We start from the raw sequence: 15,919 nt of genomic DNA, 5'->3' as shown, positions 1-15,919 counted from the left end.
GGCACCATCGACAGCATGATGCAGGTGTGTCTCAACGGAAGCCGTTCGGCTGCCGAGGGTGCGGGGCTGCCGATGTCCCCCGAGGAGATGGCCCGTTGCGCGGCGGAGGCCGTGGCGGCCGGGGCCACCTCGGTCCACGTCCACCCGAAGACGCCGTGCGGACACGACAGTCTCTCCCCGCGCGTCCTCGCTCCGGCCCTGGAGGCGATCCGGGCGCGGGTGCCGGTGCCGGTCGGGGTGACGACCGGCGCCTGGGCGGAGCCCGATCCCGAAGCCCGGCTCGCCCGGGTGCGCGGCTGGTCCGTGCTGCCCGACTTCGCCTCGGTCAACTGGCATGAGCCGGGCGCCGAAGCGGTCGCCGGACAGCTCATCGCCATGGGCGTGGGCGTCGAGGCGGGCATCTGGTCCGGCACCGACGGCGCGGCCCGGTTCGCGGCCTCGCCGCTCGGGCCGAGGGTGCTCCGCGTGCTGGCGGAGGTGACCGACCCCGACCCGGCGACCGCCGAGGCCTCGGCGCGGACCCTGCTGGCCGGGCTGGGCACGGCCCACGGCCGGCCGGTGCTCCTGCACGGCGAGGAGGGTGGCACCTGGCCGGTGCTGCGGCTGGCCGGACGGCTGGGCCTCGCCACCCGGATCGGTCTGGAGGACACCCTGTTCCTGCCGGACGGCCGACGGGCGGCAGGCAATGCCCAGCTGGTCGCGGAGGGGCTGGTCCAGTACGGGTCGTGGCGGCGGTCGTCGTAGGACAGGCCGACGAGCCGGGCTGGGATCGCCAGGTCCGGCCCGCCCTGGGCGCGCAGCCGCGTGCAGGATCGAGGCGCACGTGTCGAAGACGTACTCGGCCGGGTACGGCGGCTCGGGCGCCGCGAGCACGTCCTCTCACCAGGCGAGCACGAACGCCCCGACGGCAAAGGCCTGCTCGGCCGGCCAGGACCGTCGGTCGGCAAGTGCCGGAGGTCGCAGGGGAGTTGGGCCCCATTCGATACTCCGTGCACGGCGCCGGGGCCGGCCGAAGGGGCCGACGCTACCAGCCGCAAATCCGTTCGCTCCACCGGATTCCGGCCCGGACAGTGGAGCCGATGAAACCGAACCGATGAACACGGGGAGTCCCATGTCCACCCTGCGGGTCACCGCCGAAGTGCTGACCGTCCACGAGCATCCGAACGCCGACGCGCTCGAGCTGGCCCAGGTCGGCCTGTACCGGGCCGTCGTCGCCAAGGGGGCGTACCGCACCGGCGAGGCCGCCGTCTACGTCCCCGAGCAGTCCGTGCTCCCGGCCGATCTGATCGAGGAGCTGGGGCTGACCGGACGGCTGGCGGGCGGCGAGGCCAACCGGGTCAAGGCGGTGCGGCTGCGCGGCGAGCTGTCGCAGGGCATCGTGTGCCGGCCGAAGGCACTGGCGGACGTCGACCTGGCGCGGGCGGCGGCCGAGGGGACGGACTTCGCGGAGCGGCTGGGCATCACCAAGTGGGTGCCGCCGATCCCGCCGACCATGAACGGCGAGGTGGAGTCCGCTCCCGGCCTGCTGCCGTGGGTCGACATCGAGAACATCCAGCGCTACCCGGACATCTTCACCCCGGGCGAGCCGGTAGTCCTGACGGAGAAGCTCCACGGCTCGGCCTGCCTGCTGACGTATGTCGCCGACGAGGGGCGGGTGTACGTCTCCTCCAAGGGCTTCGGCGCCAGGTCGCTGGCCCTGAAGGAGGATCCGGGCAACCTGTACTGGCGGGCGGTGCGCGGGCATGGGGTCGCCGAGGTGGCCGCCCGGCTGGCCGAGCGGCTCGGGGCGCGCCGCGTCGGCATCTTCGGGGAGGTGTACGGCGCGGGGGTGCAGGACCTGTCGTACGGCGCCGACGGGCGGCGGGACACCTTGGGGTACGCGGCGTTCGACGTCTCGGCGGAGATCGACGGCGCCGTGCGCTGGCTGGACGCGGCGGAGCTGCTGGAGGGGGAGCTGGCGGTGGTGCCCCGGCTGTACGCGGGGCCGTACGGCATCGAGCGGGTGCGGGAGTTCGCGAGCGGGCGCGAGACGGTGTCCGGGCGGGGGCTGCATCTGCGGGAGGGTGTGGTGATACGGCCCGCCGTGGAGCGGTACAGCGCGGTGACCGGGGGCCGGGCGATCGCGAAGGCGGTCAGTCCGGCGTACCTGACGCGTAAGGGCGGCACCGAGTACGAGTGAGGCAGCGGCGCTGCGGTTCCCCGGAACTCAGCGCCCCTCCGCCAGCAGCCGCGACCCCGTCAGCCGTTCGCCGAACACGTCGTCCGGGTTGGACAGCACGCAGTTCTCCAGGGACAGGCACCCGCAGCCGATGCAGTCGGTCAGGTGGTCGCGCAAACGGTTCAGCTGCCTGATGCGTTCGTCGAGCTCCGAGCGCCACTTCTCCGACAGCCGTGCCCAGTCCTCCCGGGTCGGCGTGCGTTCCTCGGGGAGCTCGGCCAGGGCGTCCCGGATCGTGGCCAGCGGGATGCCGACCCGCTGCGCGGCCCGTACGAAGGCGACCCGGCGCAGGGTGTCGCGGCTGTACCGGCGCTGGTTGCCGGACGTGCGGCGGCTGGTGATCAGGCCCTTGGACTCGTAGAAGTGCAGGGCGGACACCGCGGCGCCGCTGCGCGCGGACAACTGGCCGACGGTCAGCTCGTGGATCTTCTCGGGAAGCTGGGGCACCCCTCAGAGCCTAGTCGCCCGATGCCGGTCCGATCGTTGACAGGCGCCCCTCACACGACCATGCTAAGCAGTTGCTTAGAGACGTGAGCGAGATGCGAGCGAGAGGCCGGGAACATGGCAGAACCGAGGACCTTCACCTCCCCCGACGAGCTGAAGGCGGCCGTCGGCGAGCAGCTGGGGTACAGCGACTGGCTGGAGGTCGACCAGAAGCGCATCGACCTGTTCGCCGAGGCCACGGGCGACCACCAGTGGATCCACGTGGACCCGGAGAAGGCCGCGGCGGGCCCCTTCGGGACCACCATCGCCCACGGCTATCTCACGCTCTCCCTGCTCCCGCTCTTCGGCCCGCAGCTGATCCGGGTCGAGGGCGTGACGATGGGCGTGAACTACGGCACCAACAAGGTCCGCTTCCCCTCCCCCGTCCCCGTCGGCTCCCGGCTGCGCGCCACCGGCAGGATCACCGGCGTCGAGGATGTCACCGGCGGTGTCCAGGTGACCGTGGCCTTCACCGTGGAGCGCGAGGGCGGCGACAAGCCGGTGTGCGTCGCGGAGTCGGTCGCCCGGTACTACATCTGAGACCAGGGGCCCCTACTTCGCCCCGACCATCCGGAGCACGAGGTCGGCGTAGAGCGCGCCGACCTCCTCGGGGGTGCGCGGGCCGTCCACGGTGAACCAGCGGGCCACGTCGATGCACAGGGACAGCACGGCGAGCGTGGTGCCGTGCACGTCCAGCACGTCGAACTCGCCCGAGGCCACGCCGTCCTCGATGATCCCGCGCACCTCGGCGTCGACCTGGCGGCGCAGCGCGACGATCTCGGCGCGGGCCTCGGGGCCGAGGGCGTCGAGTTCGTACTGCACGACCCGGGCGGTGGTGCGCCGCCCCGCGTGCCAGCGGACGAAGGAGCTGACGGCGTCGGCCAGCCGCTCGGTCGCGGTGCCCTCCCGGCGCGCGGCCGTGCGCAGGATGTCGAGGGCCTTGTCGTGGCCGATCCGGCTGATCCGGTGGAGCAGCTCTTCCTTGGTCTTGTAGTGGATGTAGAGCGCGGCCGGGCTCATGCCGGCCCGGCCCGCGATGTCGCGGGTGGTCGTCGCGTGGTAGCCGCGCTCGGCGAAGGCCTCCACGGCGGCGACGAGCAGCCGCCGGGCCGCGTCCGGGGTGACCTCTTCCCACGGCTCCACTTCGCCGCCGGTCGTCTCCTCCGCCGTACTCATCGCTCGCTCGCCCCTCTCGATGGCAGGAGCACCACCATACCGCCGACGGTGAGCGAGCGCTTAGCGCAGCCGGTCAGAGCTTCTCGAAGGGGTCGTGTTCGGCCAGCAGCTTCTCCAGCCGCGCCTGGTCGACGCGGCTGACGATCTGCCCGGCCTCCTGGCGGTCCCGGACCACCTTGGCGAGCGTGAAGGCGGAGGTGACCAGGTAGAGGACGGCGATGGCGAGGAAGGCCCGGACCCAGGCGCTGGTGTCCAGCTGGTAGATGCCGACGGCCGTGGCCGCCATGGCGATGGAGAAGGAGGCGACGGCCTGCCCGTAGAACGCGGCCGTGCTCTGCTGCTTGACCGGTGTGTCACTCATGGCAGAAGCATCGGCGGACGCGGCCCGCGCCACATCCGCCGAAGTACTCAGACACGTACTCAGGGACCTGGGTCCGGGACGTGCTCAGAACGCCGAAACCCCGGTCAGGGAACGCCCGATGAGCAGCTTCTGGATCTGGCTGGTGCCCTCGTAGAGGGTCATCACGCGGGCGTCGCGCAGGAGTTTGCCGGCCGGGTACTCGTCGATGTAGCCGTAACCGCCGAAGACCTGCAGGGCGTTGTTGGCGGCGCGGACGGCGGCCTCGGAGGCGAACAGCTTGGCCTTGGAGGACTCGACGGCGAACGGCCGGCCGCGGTCGATCAGATCGGCGACGCGCCAGGTGAGCAGCCTCGCGGCGTCCACGTCCACGGCGATGTCGCTGATCAGCTCCTGCACCAGCTGGTGGCGGGCGATCGGCTTGCCGAACTGCTCGCGCTCGCCGGCGTACCGCACGGCGGCGTCCAGCGCGGCCTGGGCTATCCCGACACAGCCCGCCGCCACCGACATCCGCCCCTTGGCGAGCGCGGACATGGCGACGGAGAAGCCCTTGCCCTCCTCCCCCAGCATCGCCGACGCGGGCACCCGCACGTCCTGAAGGACGAGTTCGGCGGTGGCCTGGCCGCGCAGGCCGAGCTTGCCGTGGACGGTGCGGCGGGTCAGCCCGGGGGTGTCGGCGGGCACGAGGAAGGCGGAGACGCCCTTGTGGCCGGGGGCGTCGGTGGAGCGGGCGAAGAGCAGCACGACATCGGCCCAGGTGCCGTTGGTGATGAACATCTTCGTGCCGTTGATGACATAGTCGTCGCCGTCACGTACGGCACGGGCGGTGAGGTTGCCCGCGTCGGAGCCGGTGCCGGGCTCGGTGAGACCGAAGCAACCGACGTACTCGCCCGCGGTCAGCCCCGGCAGCCAGCGCCGCTTCTGCTCCTCGTCACCCCAGGCGGCGATCGTCTTGGCGACGAGCCCGAGGGAGACCGAGACGATCCCGCGGACCGAGGAGTCCCCCCGGCCCAGCTCCTCGGTGACCAGGCAATAGGCGAGGTGGTCGCCGCCGGAGCCGCCGTACCGCTCGTCGATGGTCAGCCCCAGGAAGCCGACCTCGCCGAGCTTCTTCACGATGCCCCGGTCGACCTCCTCGGCACGGTCCCAGGCGACGACGTGCGGGGCGATCTCGCGCGCCACGAAGTCCCGGGCGAGCTGCCGTACGGCGGCCTGCTCCTCGCTCAGCTCCAGGTTCACCACGCGATCACCCCACACAGAAGACATCCATCGACGGATCTTGAAAGCCGTACATTTAAATTAGCACTGCTAGTTTCTTTCCGCAGCCCTACTATGTGCGCCATGGCCCGACCGCGCAAGCCCCTCCTCAGCACCGACCGGATCGTCGAGACGGCCCGGGAACTCGTGGACCGGGAGGGCCTGGCGGCCGTCTCCACCCGCCGGCTCGCCGCCGAACTGGGGGTGAGCGGGCCCTCGCTCTACAACCACTTCCGCACCAAGGACGAGATCCTGGAGGCGGTCGCCGACTCGGTGAGCGGTCTGGTGGACCTGTCGATGTTCGAGGACGGCCGGGACTGGCGCACCGCGCTGCACGACTGGGCCGTCTCCTACCGGGCCGCCCTGCGCGACCACCCGAACATCGTCCCGGTGCTGGCCCGGGGCCCGGGCCGCCGCCCGGCCGCCCTGCGGCTCGCGGACGCGGTGTACGGCGCGATGGTCGACGCCGGCTGGCCACCGGCCCAGGCGACCTCCATCGGCGCGCTGATGCGGTACTTCATCATGGGCTCCGCGCTCGGTTCGTTCGCCGGGGGCTTCGTGGACGACGCGAGTGCGTACGACCCGGCCGACTATCCCCACCTCGGCCAGGCCCATCTGCTCGCCGAGCAGCAGGAGAAGATCGACGAGCGGGCCTTCGAGACCGGCCTCACGGCGCTGCTGGACGGGCTGGCGCAGCAGTACGAGCAGGTACGGCAGCAGGTACAGCAGAGCGTGCAGCGATAATTCGGTGGGGGCCGAAGTGTCCGTGTCGCATGCTGGGCGGTATGACCGCCAAGGATCCGCAGGCCGCCGGCCTCGCCGCGCTCGCCGCCCTGATCGCCGACGAGACCCGGGCCGCGTGTCTGCTGGCCCTGCTCGACGGGCGGGCCTGGACGGCCGGTGAGCTGGCCCGGCACGCGGGGGTCGCCGCGTCGACGCTCAGCGAGCACCTGGGCAAGCTGGTGGCCGGGGGCCTGCTCGTGGAGGAACGGCAGGGCCGCCACCGGTATGTGCGGCTCGCCGACGCGCGCGCGGCGGAGCTCGTCGAGGACCTCGCCGCGCGGCTGCCTCCGGCGGCGGTACGGCGCCCTCCGCGGACGCTGCGCGAATCGAGTGCCGGCTCCGCGATGGCTCGGGGGCGTACCTGTTACGACCATCTCGCCGGGCGGCTCGGGATCGCGGTCACCGACGCGCTGACCCTTCGGGGGTTGCTGCGGCAGGACACCGGGTTCGCGCTCACGGACGCGGGCGTGGAGTGGTTCCGTACGGCGGGGATTCCGCTGGACGTCTCGAGCCGGCGTCCGCTGGCCCGTACGTGCCTGGACTGGACCGAACGGCGGCCCCATCTCGCGGGAGCGGCGGGGGCCGCGTTGTGCCGGCATGCGCTGGAGGTGGGGTGGTGTGTGCGGATCGGGTCGGAGCGGGCGGTGAAGGTGACTCCGTCGGGGGAGCGGGAGTTGTCCGCCTTGCTCGGTATTCCTTCCAGCGCCCTGTGCTGAGTTCGGGGCGCTGCAGGCGCCCTGTCCGTTTTCCGCCAGCCAAGACAATGTCCTCCACCTAACCTCGGGAGCATGATGAACGCCGTCCCACGCCACCGCCTGTTGCCCGCCGGTGCCGCCGTCGTCACCGTCGTCCTCTGGGCGTCGGCCTTCGTGGCGATCCGGAGTGCGGGGCAGGAGTACTCCCCCGGTGCGCTGGCCCTCGGGCGGCTGGCGTCGGGGGCCCTTGCGCTGGGTGTCATATGGGCCGTACGCCGGGAGGGGCTGCCGCCCAGGGCCGCCTGGCGCGGCATCCTGCTCTCCGGGCTGCTCTGGTTCGGCTTCTACATGGCCGTCCTGAACTGGGGCGAGCAGCAGGTGGACGCCGGTACCGCCGCCCTCGTCGTGAACGTCGGCCCGCTGCTGATCGCCCTGCTCGGCGCCCGGCTGCTCGGTGATCCGATGCCGCCGCGGCTGCTGGCCGGGATGGCCGTGTCGTTCACGGGCGCGGTGACCGTGGGGCTGTCGATGTCGGGCGGCGGCGGCAACTCGCTGCTCGGCGTGGTGCTGTGCCTCCTCGCCGCCGTGGCGTACGCCTCCGGCGTCGTCGCGCAGAAGCCGGCCCTGGGGCACGCCAGTGCCCTGCAGGTGACGACGTTCGGGTGCCTGGTCGGAGCGGTGGCCTGTCTGCCGTTCGCCGGGCAGCTGGTGCACGAGGTCGCGCACGCACCCGCGTCGGCGACCCTGAACATGGTCTACCTCGGCGTCTTCCCGACCGCCCTCGCCTTCACCACCTGGGCCTACGCCCTGGCCCGCACGACCGCCAGCCGGATGGGCGTGACGACGTACGCCGTGCCCGCACTGGTGGTGCTGATGTCGTGGCTGGTGCTCGGCGAGGTGCCGGGCGCGCTCACGCTGGGCGGCGGTGTGCTGTGTCTCGCGGGCGTGGCGGTGTCGCGGTCCCGGGCCCGTGGTGGCCGGACGGTCCGGGTCGCGGCCGGTGCGGAGCCGCGACCCGAGAAGGTCACCTGACCCTCAGAACACCACCAGCGCCCGGCCGCCCTTGCCCGCGAGCATGTTCTCGAAGGCGGCCGGGATGCCCTCCAGGGCGATGCGCTCCGTCACCAGCGCGGAGAGGTCCAGACGGCCCTCCCGCACGTGCTCGGCGAGCACCGGGATGTCGCGGGCGGGGTCGGTGTTGCCGTACACACAGCCCGACAGGGTGCGGCCCCAGTGGAAGATCTCCAGCGCGTTGAAGGTGACCTCCTGGTCCTTGCCGCCGATGCCGACGACCGTCGTACGGCCGCCCCGGCGGGTGGAGTCCCAGGCGGCGCGGATCGACACCGCGCGGCCCACGCACTCGACCGCGACGTCGACGCCCTGCCTGCCGGTGAGGGCGCGGATCTCACGGGGGGTGTTCTCGGAGGCGAGGACGAAGTCGGTGGCGCCGGCCGCGCGGGCCAGCTCCTCCTTCGCCGGGGAGACGTCCACGGCGATGATCCTGGACGCGCCCGCGATGCGCGCCGACTGGAGGGTGGCGAGGCCGACCCCGCCCGCGCCGAAGACGGCCACCGTCTCGCCCGGGCGGACCTTCGCCGAGTGGTGGACGGCGCCGTAGCCGGTGAGGACGGCGCAGCCGAGGAGGGCGGCGTCCACCAGCGGCACGCCCTCCGGGAGGGGCAGCACGCAGGACGCGGAGACGACCGTCTCCTCGGCGAACGCGGCCACGTTGAGGCCGGGGTGCAGGTCGGTGCCGTCGGCGGTGCGGGCATGGACGTCGGCGGCGCCGTTCAGGGCGTTGGCGCACAGCCAGACCTCGCCCAGCGTGCAGGCGTGGCAACTCCCGCAGGACGGAGCCCAGTTGAGGACCACGGGGTCGCCCTCGGCGACACGGGCGACGCCCTCGCCCACGGCCACGACCGTGCCGGCGCCCTCGTGGCCGAGGACGGCCGGGACCGGGACGCGCATGGTGCCGTTGGACAGGGACAGGTCGGAGTGGCAGACACCGGCGGCGGCGAGGCGGACCCGGACCTGTCCGGGACCCGGGTCGGGCAGCTCGATGCCGGTGATCTCCAGGGGTGCGCCGATGGCGGGCAGGACGGCGGCTCGTACGGCCATGGCTCGCGTACTTCCTTAGAACTGGAGGGACTTGGTCTGGAGGTACTCGGTGAGTCCGTGCGCCCCGAGTTCCCGGCCGACTCCGGACTGCTTGTAGCCGCCGAAGGGGGCGAGGGGGTTGAACCGGCCGCCGTTGATGTCGACCTGGCCGGTGTCCATGCGCCGGGCGAAGGCCACCGCCTCGGCCTCGTCGCCCGCCCAGACGGCGCCGGCGAGGCCGTACACCGTGCCGTTGGCGATGCGCAGGGCGTCCTCCTCGTCGTCGTACGACAGAATCGACAGGACCGGGCCGAAGATCTCCTCCTGGGCGACGGTCATCTCCGGGGTCACGTCCGCGAAGACCGTGGGGCTGATGAAGTAGCCCTTCTCCTGCGGGGATTCGGGGCCGCCGGCGACCAGGCGGGCGCCCTCGGCGACGCCCTTCTCGATGTAGCCGCGCACCCGCGCCTGCTGCTTGGCGCTGACCAACGGGCCGATCCGGTCGCCGTACCTGGCGGCCGCAGCGGCGGCCAGCTCGACGGCCTCGTCGTACCGGTCGCGGTGGACCAGCATGCGGGTCCAGGCGCTGCAGGTCTGTCCGGAGTTGGACATCACGTTGGCCACGCCGACGTTCACCGCCTTGGCGAGGTCGGCGCTCGGCAGGATGACGTTGGCGGACTTGCCGCCGAGTTCGAGGGCCACCCTCTTGACGGCCGCGCCGGCGACCGCGCCGATCTGCCTGCCGACCGCGGTGGAGCCGGTGAAGGAGACCAGGTCCACGCCGGGGTGCTCGGCGAGGGCCTGGCCTGCGACCGGGCCGAGGCCGGTGACCAGGTTGAACACACCGGCCGGCACGCCCGCCTCGTGGACGGCCTCGGCGAACAGCTGGGCGGTGAGCGGGGTGTCCTCGGCGGGCTTGAGGACGATCGTGCAGCCCGCGGCGAGCGCCGGGGCGACCTTGGCGACGATCTGGTGCAGCGGGTAGTTCCAGGGGGTGATCGCGCCGACCACCCCGACGGGCTCGTGCAGCACGGTGGAGTTGCCGACCTTCTCCTCGAAGGAGTGGGTCGCGGCCAGTTCGGCGTAGGAACCGGCGACGGCGATCGGCACGGCCGCGTGCACGGCCTGCGAGAACTGCGGCGGGGCGCCCAGCTCGGCGGTGACCGTCTCGGCGATCTCGTCCTTGCGGGCCACGAGGACGTCGCGGAGGGCGGTGAGGCGCGCGGCACGCTCGGCCGGCGGCGTGGCGGCCCAGGCGGGCAGGGCGGCGCGGGCCGAGCGCACGGCGGTGTCGACATCGAGGGCACCGCCCGCCGGGACCCTGGCGATGACCTGCTCGTCGGCCGGGTTCACGACCTCGATGACTTCCGTGTTCTCGGCGGGGCGCCAGGCGCCGTCGATGTACAGGCCGTCGTGTGCCTTCATGCTGCTGCCTCCCGGCGGGTCTGGGTCGTCCGGCACACAAACTAGCGACGTTAGTTTTTTGGCGCCAGACGTACCAGGACATCATCGCCGGGGCGGCCGATGCTCACTCGTGCAGGTGGGGCAGCTCACTCGTCCAGGTCGGGCAGCCGGTCGGGGGACGGGCAGATGCGGTCGCCCTGCTGGTCGAAGACGAAGAGATGGGCGAGGTCGACGAGGAGCGGGACCTGCATGCCGTGGTGCAGCCGGAGGTCCGGGGTGGTGCGCACCACCAGGTCGCCGGGGAGCCGGCCCTCCGGCGGCGCGGGTTCGGGCGCGGTGTCCCCGGGGTGTTCGAGCACCACCACCGGCCCGGCGCGCCGTGAACCGGCCCGTTCCCGCAGCCGGTCCAGCACGGTCGCGCCTTCCCTGCGCCGCCGTCGCGCCGGCCGGGCGGCGGGGCGCGGGGCCTCCAGTTCGGGTACGACGGCGGGGCGGGAGCCGGTGTTGAAGTGGACGAGGATCTCGTGCCCCTGGAACTCCACGTGCTCCACCAGACCGGTGATGGCCACCTCCCCCGGCCGGGCGGAGCTGTGCCTGGCGATGCGCACCGCCTCCGAGCGCAGTCCCACGATGACCTCGCGGCCCTGCTGCACGCGCAGCAACTGGTGGTCCAGACAGAGCGGTTCGGGCAGCCGGAGGGCCTGTTTGCCGAGGCTGATGGTCATGGCGCCGTCCAGCGGGGCGCGCACCAGGCCGCGCAGCAGGTTGATGCGCGGGGTGCCGATGAAGGCGGCGATGAAGACGTTGCGGGGCAGTGCGTAGACCTGGCGCGGGGTGCCGACCTGCTGGAGCACTCCCCCGCGCAGCACGGCGACCCGGTCGCCGAGGGACATCGCCTCGGCCTGGTCGTGGGTGACGTACACCGTGGTCACCCCCAACTCGCGGGTGAGCTGGGATATTTCGGCGCGCAGGTGGTTGCGCAGCTTGGCGTCGAGGTTGGACAGCGGCTCGTCCATCAGGAAGGCGGAGGGGTGGCGGGCGATGGCCCGGCCCATGGCGACGCGCTGCCGCTCGCCGCCGGAGAGCTGGCTGGGGAAGCGGTCGAGCAGGTCCTCGATGCCCAGCATGCGGGCGGTGGCCGAGACGCGCGGGGCGGGGTCGGCGCCGGGGGCCTCGATGCGCAGCGGGAAGCCGATGTTGTCGCGGCCGGACATGTTCGGATAGAGGGCGAAGTTCTGGAAGACCATGGCCATGCCCCGCTCGGAGGGCTGCCAGTGGTTGGCGTACTCACCGTCGAGCAGCAGCTCGCCCGCGTCGATGTCCTCCAGGCCGGCGATCATCCGCAGCACGGTGGACTTGCCGCAGCCGGACGGGCCGAGCAGGACCAGGAACTCGCCGGGCGCGATGTCCAGCGAGAGCCCGTCGACCACGCGCGGGCCGCGTGCGTAGGCCTTGCTCACGTCGTGCAGTGCGATGGCGCGTGTCATGCGTGCCGCCCTCGGGGGCTGTCCGGAGCGCCGCTGCTCCGTGGTCCGAAGACCCCGCGGGTCGAACGGGGCCTGTCGGTCACGGAAGTTAACGGAAAGTGGCGGGCGGGGGGAAGACATCGCACGGCCCGTCCCGTCACCTGGTCGCGGTCAGGTGCGCGAAGACCACCGCGTTGCTGGTGTAGCCCGTGCGCCGGCTGTAGAAGCCGCCGCAGGTCAGCAGGCGGAGTTCCGGTCGGTCGGTCGGCGCGTAGACCTGCTTGTCCGGAAAGCCCGCCTTGTCGAAGACCTTCATCCCGTCCACGGTGTAGACGGCGGTACGGCCGTCGGCGCGGCCGACCTCGATGACCTGGCAGGGTTTCACCTGGGCGAGCGCGGCGAAGACGGCGGGGCCGGTCCTGGTGTCCCGGTGGCCGACGGCGATCGCGGTGCCGGACTCGCCCGGCGTGGGGCCGCCCTCGTACCAGCCGATCAGCTTGGGCTTGTCCACGGGCGGGGTCTCCAGCTGTCGCTCCTTGTCGAGCCCGATGGCCGTGATCGGTGCGTCGATGCCCAGCGAGGGGATGCGCAAGGACGTCGGCCGGGACCGGGGCAGCGGGCCGGGCGGGGGCCCGGCAGGGGGCTCGCAGGACGCCTTCCCGCTGCCGCCCGGTCCGCCGGCGGCCGCCACCGCGTCCGGGTCGCCCGACCGGCCGGGGCCGGCGTGCCCGCCCCCGCACCGGCCGCCCACCGTCACCAGGACGGCCACCAGCAGGGCGGTCCTGGAGAGGCGGTAGGCGCGGGTCCGGTACCAGGGCCTTCTTCTCCGTCTACGCGGCGCCATGAGGCCGGCGGCGGTTCCGGCGGACGTACACGCCACCGGCGACCGCGATCAGACCCACGGCACCCGCGGCGGCCACGGGCGAGTACGCGGCGGCCGTGTCCATGAGTCCGCCGCCGCCCGCGTGCACACCGCCCCTCGGCGGATCGAAGTCGTCCCTCCTGCCCCAGCCCGGGCCGTCCTGGTCCCTGTGGTCGTGGTCGCGGTGGTCCTCGATCTGCCCGTTCGGACCGTGCCCCTCGTCGTGCCCCTCCTCGTGCCGGTCATGGCAGTTGACGCGGAAGAGCTTCTCCTTGACGGCACCCGCCGCGACCCAGGTGAGCTTGTACTGGCCGTCGGTCAGGCCGATCGCGTCGGTGTGTCCGGCGCCGCCGGCGAGCTGGATGACGCCGGTGACGGTGGCGGCGCTGGGCAGGGGGGGCTGGGCCTGGATGATGTAGGGGATGTTGGGCAGGATGTCGAAGTTGACGGCGTCCAGGTAGAACCTGCAGACCGTCGGCTCGTCCTTCGTCACACCGTAGGGAACGCCCACGCTGTGCACCCTGATGTCGCCGTTCTCCCCTTGGGCCGCAGCGGTCGGCGCCACCCACGACGCACCCGCCGCGGCGAGGGCGGTGAGGACGACGGTGGCGCCGGCACGGGAGCGGAAGGCACGTGGTGAGGTTGTGGTGGGCATGCACATTCCTCCGAGTCAGACGATTTTCATACAAATCGTTCTTTCGATGGGACTGTGCTCGATGTCCACCACTACTGACGCATCGACACCCGGCGTGCCGTCAGATTTCGCTCGTGTGGCGCAACGCGAACGTCCAGAGAGGGCGGGTCACAGGCTTGCGGCGAGTTCGACGGGTACGCCGTTGAGCACCGCGTTGCCCGAGAGCGGGTCCAGCAGGCTGCCGTCGAGGAGCTGGTTGACGTTGACGCCGGGGGCGGTGGCGGCGTGGCCGAGGCGGGTGCCGGGACGGTCGTGGCCCCAGCCGTGCGGCAGGCTCACGACCCCGGGTCGTACGGCGTCGGTGACCTCGGCCGGTGCCACCACCTCTCCCCCGGCGCCCCGCACGCGCACGTCCGCCCCGTCCCGGACGCCGAGCCGGGCCGCGTCCTCGGGGTGGATGTGCAGGGTGCAGCGGTTGGAGCCGCCGGTGAGGGCGGGCACGTTGTGCATCCAGCTGTTGTTGGAGCGAAGGTGGCGGCGGCCGACGAGGACGAGGCCTTCGGGCCGCTCGCGCAGGGCCTGGCGCAGCCGGGGCAGGTCGGCGGCGATCGGCTCGGGCAGCAGTTCGACCTTGCCGCTGCGGGTCCTGAGCGGCTGCGGCAGACGCGGGCGCAGCGGGCCGAGGTCGATGCCGTGCGGTCGGGCGAGCAGCCCGGCCAGGGTCAGCCCGTCGGGCCGTACGCCGAAGCCGTCGCCGTACGGGCCGAGGCGGAGCATCATGTCCAGCCGCCGCTCGGGGCCGGTCTCTCCGGTGAGCTGCCCGGCGAGTTCCTTCGGGTCACGGCCGTACACCGGCGAGTGCTTCTCCTGGACGGCCTTGCCGAGGGTCTGGTCGACGACCATCGCGTCCACGGCGGCCGGGTCGGCGCCGTGCATGCCGGTGACCGCGAGGATCAGCCGGGCGAGGATCTCGCTCTCGGCCATGCGGCCGGGCTCCAGCGGGACCGCGGGGCGGGTGTAGCGGACCTGGTTGCGCACGGCGAGGGTGTTGAAGGCGAAGTCGTGGTGCGGGCTCTGCGAGGGCGGGGGCGGGGGCAGCACGACGTGGGCGTGGCGGGAGGTCTCGTTCAGGTACGGGTCGACGCTGACCATGAAGTCGAGGGAGTCCAGGGCCTTGTCGAGGCGGTCGCCGTCGGGCGCGGACAGCACCGGGTTGGCGGCCACGACGATCAGCGCACGGACCGGCTCGCCCTCGTCGGTCGCGGTGTCGATCTCCTCGGCGAGCGCGGAGAGCGGCAACTCTCCCTTGGCCTCGGGCAGTTGCCGTACCCGGGAGTGCCAGCGGCCGAGCGTGAAACCGCGGCCCGGACCGGCCGGGCGGGGCGTCCTGTCGGTGGCGGCCTGCGGGAAGAGGGCGCCGCCGGGCCGGTCCAGGTTGCCGGTGAGGATGTTGAGGACGTCCACCAGCCAGCTGGCCAGGGTGCCGTGCGGGACGGTGCAGCTGCCGATGCGGGCGTAGACGGCGGCGGTGGGGGCGGCGGCGAGTTCGCGGGCGAGGGTACGGATGGTCGGCGCGTCGATGTCACAGGCCTCGGCCACGGCCTCGGGAGTGAAGTCCCGTATGGCCTCCCGGAGTTCGTCGAGGCCCTGGACGTGCGGGGCGAGGTCGGCGAGGCCGGCCAGGTCCTCCGCGAAGAGGGTGTGCGCCATGGCCGCGAGCAGCAGGGCGTCGGTGCCGGGGCGGATCGCCAGGTGCCGGTCGGCGAGCCGCGCGGTACGGGTGCGGCGCGGGTCCACCACGGTCAGCCGGCCGCCGCGGGCCTTGAGCGCCTTGAGCTTGCCCGGGAAGTCGGGGGCGGTGCACAGACTGCCGTTGGACTCCAGCGGGTTGGCGCCGATGAGCAGCAGGTGGTCGGTGTGGTCCAGGTCCGGCACGGGGATGGCGTTCGCGTCGCCGAAGAGCAGCCCGCTGGAGACGTGCTTGGGCATCTGGTCGACCGTGGAGGCGGTGAACAGGCTGCGGGTGCGCAGTCCGGCGAGGAGGACCGGCGGGTAGAGGGCGCCGGCCACGGTGTGCACGTTGGGGTTGCCGAGGACCACGCCGACGGAGTCCGCGCCGTGGGTCTCCACGACGGGGCGGAGCCCTGCGGCGACCGCGTCGAAGGCCTCCTCCCAGGTGGCCTCGCACAATTCGCCGTCCCGGCGCACGAGCGGGCCGCGCAGCCGGTCGGGGTCGGAGTCGACGGCCCCGAAGGAGGCGCCCTTGGGGCAGATGAAGCCCTTGCTGAAGACGTCCTCGCGGTCACCGCGGGCGCCGGTGACACGGGTGCCCTCGATGGTGAGGGTCAGCCCGCAGGTGGCCTCGCACAGGGGGCAGATTCGCAGGGCGGTGCGGGACACGGGTCCTCCCGGAGGTCGGCGGCGGTGCCGGGCGAGCGCGGAGTGGCTCGGGGTGAGCATACCGACCGGTATGCATGGAGGGGAGG

General features: G+C 72.8%; 16 protein-coding genes. 6 read left to right on the top strand and 10 right to left on the bottom strand.

Annotated elements, in window-relative coordinates; all coding sequences use genetic code 11:
• The first annotated feature begins 15 nt into the window (after positions 1-15).
• Positions 16-744, top strand: coding sequence for a 3-keto-5-aminohexanoate cleavage protein (locus ABT288_RS06455; protein ID WP_351603380.1), 729 nt, complete (start codon positions 16-18; stop codon positions 742-744).
• A gap of 367 nt (positions 745-1,111) precedes the next feature.
• A complete protein-coding gene (locus ABT288_RS06450) occupies positions 1,112-2,179 on the top strand; it encodes an RNA ligase (ATP) (protein ID WP_351603379.1) in 1,068 nt (355 codons plus the stop codon).
• Positions 2,180-2,206: 27 nt separating this feature from the next.
• Here the strand turns inward: ABT288_RS06450 and soxR are convergent, their stop codons facing one another.
• Positions 2,207-2,665, bottom strand: a complete 459-nt coding sequence (gene soxR / locus ABT288_RS06445) for a redox-sensitive transcriptional activator SoxR (protein ID WP_351603378.1) — start codon at positions 2,663-2,665, stop codon at positions 2,207-2,209.
• 114 nt (positions 2,666-2,779) lie between these two features.
• Between soxR and ABT288_RS06440 the strand changes: the two genes are divergently transcribed.
• Positions 2,780-3,241 (top strand): MaoC family dehydratase, encoded by a 462-nt coding sequence (locus ABT288_RS06440; RefSeq protein ID WP_351603376.1) that lies wholly within the window; start codon positions 2,780-2,782, stop codon positions 3,239-3,241.
• A gap of 12 nt (positions 3,242-3,253) precedes the next feature.
• On the opposite strand, the gene ABT288_RS06435 is transcribed toward ABT288_RS06440, so the two are convergent.
• The 3 genes from ABT288_RS06435 to ABT288_RS06425 all read right to left on the bottom strand — a co-directional run bounded on the left by ABT288_RS06435 (position 3,254) and on the right by ABT288_RS06425 (position 5,474).
• Positions 3,254-3,877: a TetR/AcrR family transcriptional regulator gene (locus ABT288_RS06435; protein WP_351603375.1), complete on the bottom strand. Its 624-nt coding sequence runs from the start codon at positions 3,875-3,877 to the stop codon at positions 3,254-3,256.
• Positions 3,878-3,950: 73 nt separating this feature from the next.
• Entirely contained in the window at positions 3,951-4,238 is a 288-nt protein-coding gene (locus tag ABT288_RS06430) for a YiaA/YiaB family inner membrane protein (protein WP_351603373.1), read from the bottom strand.
• Positions 4,239-4,322: 84 nt separating this feature from the next.
• Positions 4,323-5,474, bottom strand: coding sequence for an acyl-CoA dehydrogenase family protein (locus ABT288_RS06425; protein ID WP_351603564.1), 1,152 nt, complete (start codon positions 5,472-5,474; stop codon positions 4,323-4,325).
• Between the two features lie 102 nt (positions 5,475-5,576).
• Between ABT288_RS06425 and ABT288_RS06420 the strand changes: the two genes are divergently transcribed.
• From ABT288_RS06420 to ABT288_RS06410, 3 genes are all read left to right on the top strand, one after another.
• Positions 5,577-6,236, top strand: a complete 660-nt coding sequence (locus ABT288_RS06420; RefSeq protein ID WP_228618549.1) for a TetR/AcrR family transcriptional regulator — start codon at positions 5,577-5,579, stop codon at positions 6,234-6,236.
• 41 nt (positions 6,237-6,277) lie between these two features.
• Entirely contained in the window at positions 6,278-6,991 is a 714-nt protein-coding gene (locus tag ABT288_RS06415) for an ArsR/SmtB family transcription factor (RefSeq protein WP_351603370.1), read from the top strand.
• 72 nt (positions 6,992-7,063) lie between these two features.
• On the top strand, positions 7,064-8,002 hold the full coding sequence (locus ABT288_RS06410; RefSeq protein WP_351603368.1) for a DMT family transporter: 939 nt from the start codon (positions 7,064-7,066) through the stop codon (positions 8,000-8,002).
• Between the two features lie 3 nt (positions 8,003-8,005).
• Here the strand turns inward: ABT288_RS06410 and ABT288_RS06405 are convergent, their stop codons facing one another.
• From ABT288_RS06405 to ABT288_RS06380, 6 genes are all read right to left on the bottom strand, one after another.
• Entirely contained in the window at positions 8,006-9,088 is a 1,083-nt protein-coding gene (locus ABT288_RS06405; protein WP_351603366.1) for a Zn-dependent alcohol dehydrogenase, read from the bottom strand.
• A gap of 15 nt (positions 9,089-9,103) precedes the next feature.
• Positions 9,104-10,492 (bottom strand): aldehyde dehydrogenase family protein, encoded by a 1,389-nt coding sequence (locus ABT288_RS06400; RefSeq protein ID WP_351603364.1) that lies wholly within the window; start codon positions 10,490-10,492, stop codon positions 9,104-9,106.
• A gap of 125 nt (positions 10,493-10,617) precedes the next feature.
• Complete coding sequence (locus ABT288_RS06395) at positions 10,618-11,958, bottom strand: ABC transporter ATP-binding protein (protein WP_351603362.1); 1,341 nt, start codon at positions 11,956-11,958, stop codon at positions 10,618-10,620.
• Positions 11,959-12,094: 136 nt separating this feature from the next.
• Positions 12,095-12,781: a class F sortase gene (locus ABT288_RS06390; RefSeq protein ID WP_351603360.1), complete on the bottom strand. Its 687-nt coding sequence runs from the start codon at positions 12,779-12,781 to the stop codon at positions 12,095-12,097.
• Positions 12,768-13,454: a hypothetical protein gene (locus ABT288_RS06385; RefSeq protein ID WP_351603358.1), complete on the bottom strand. Its 687-nt coding sequence runs from the start codon at positions 13,452-13,454 to the stop codon at positions 12,768-12,770. Before ABT288_RS06385 ends, ABT288_RS06390 begins: the two co-directional genes overlap by 14 nt.
• 147 nt (positions 13,455-13,601) lie before the next feature.
• Positions 13,602-15,833: a molybdopterin oxidoreductase family protein gene (locus tag ABT288_RS06380; RefSeq protein WP_351603356.1), complete on the bottom strand. Its 2,232-nt coding sequence runs from the start codon at positions 15,831-15,833 to the stop codon at positions 13,602-13,604.
• Positions 15,834-15,919: the final 86 nt, after the last annotated feature.

The organism is Streptomyces sp. NPDC001093 (genome assembly GCF_040298985.1).
Lineage (GTDB): Bacteria > Actinomycetota > Actinomycetes > Streptomycetales > Streptomycetaceae > Streptomyces.
The sequence above is the reverse complement of the archived record's forward strand: the minus strand, read 5'-3'. Positions and strand labels throughout refer to the sequence as shown.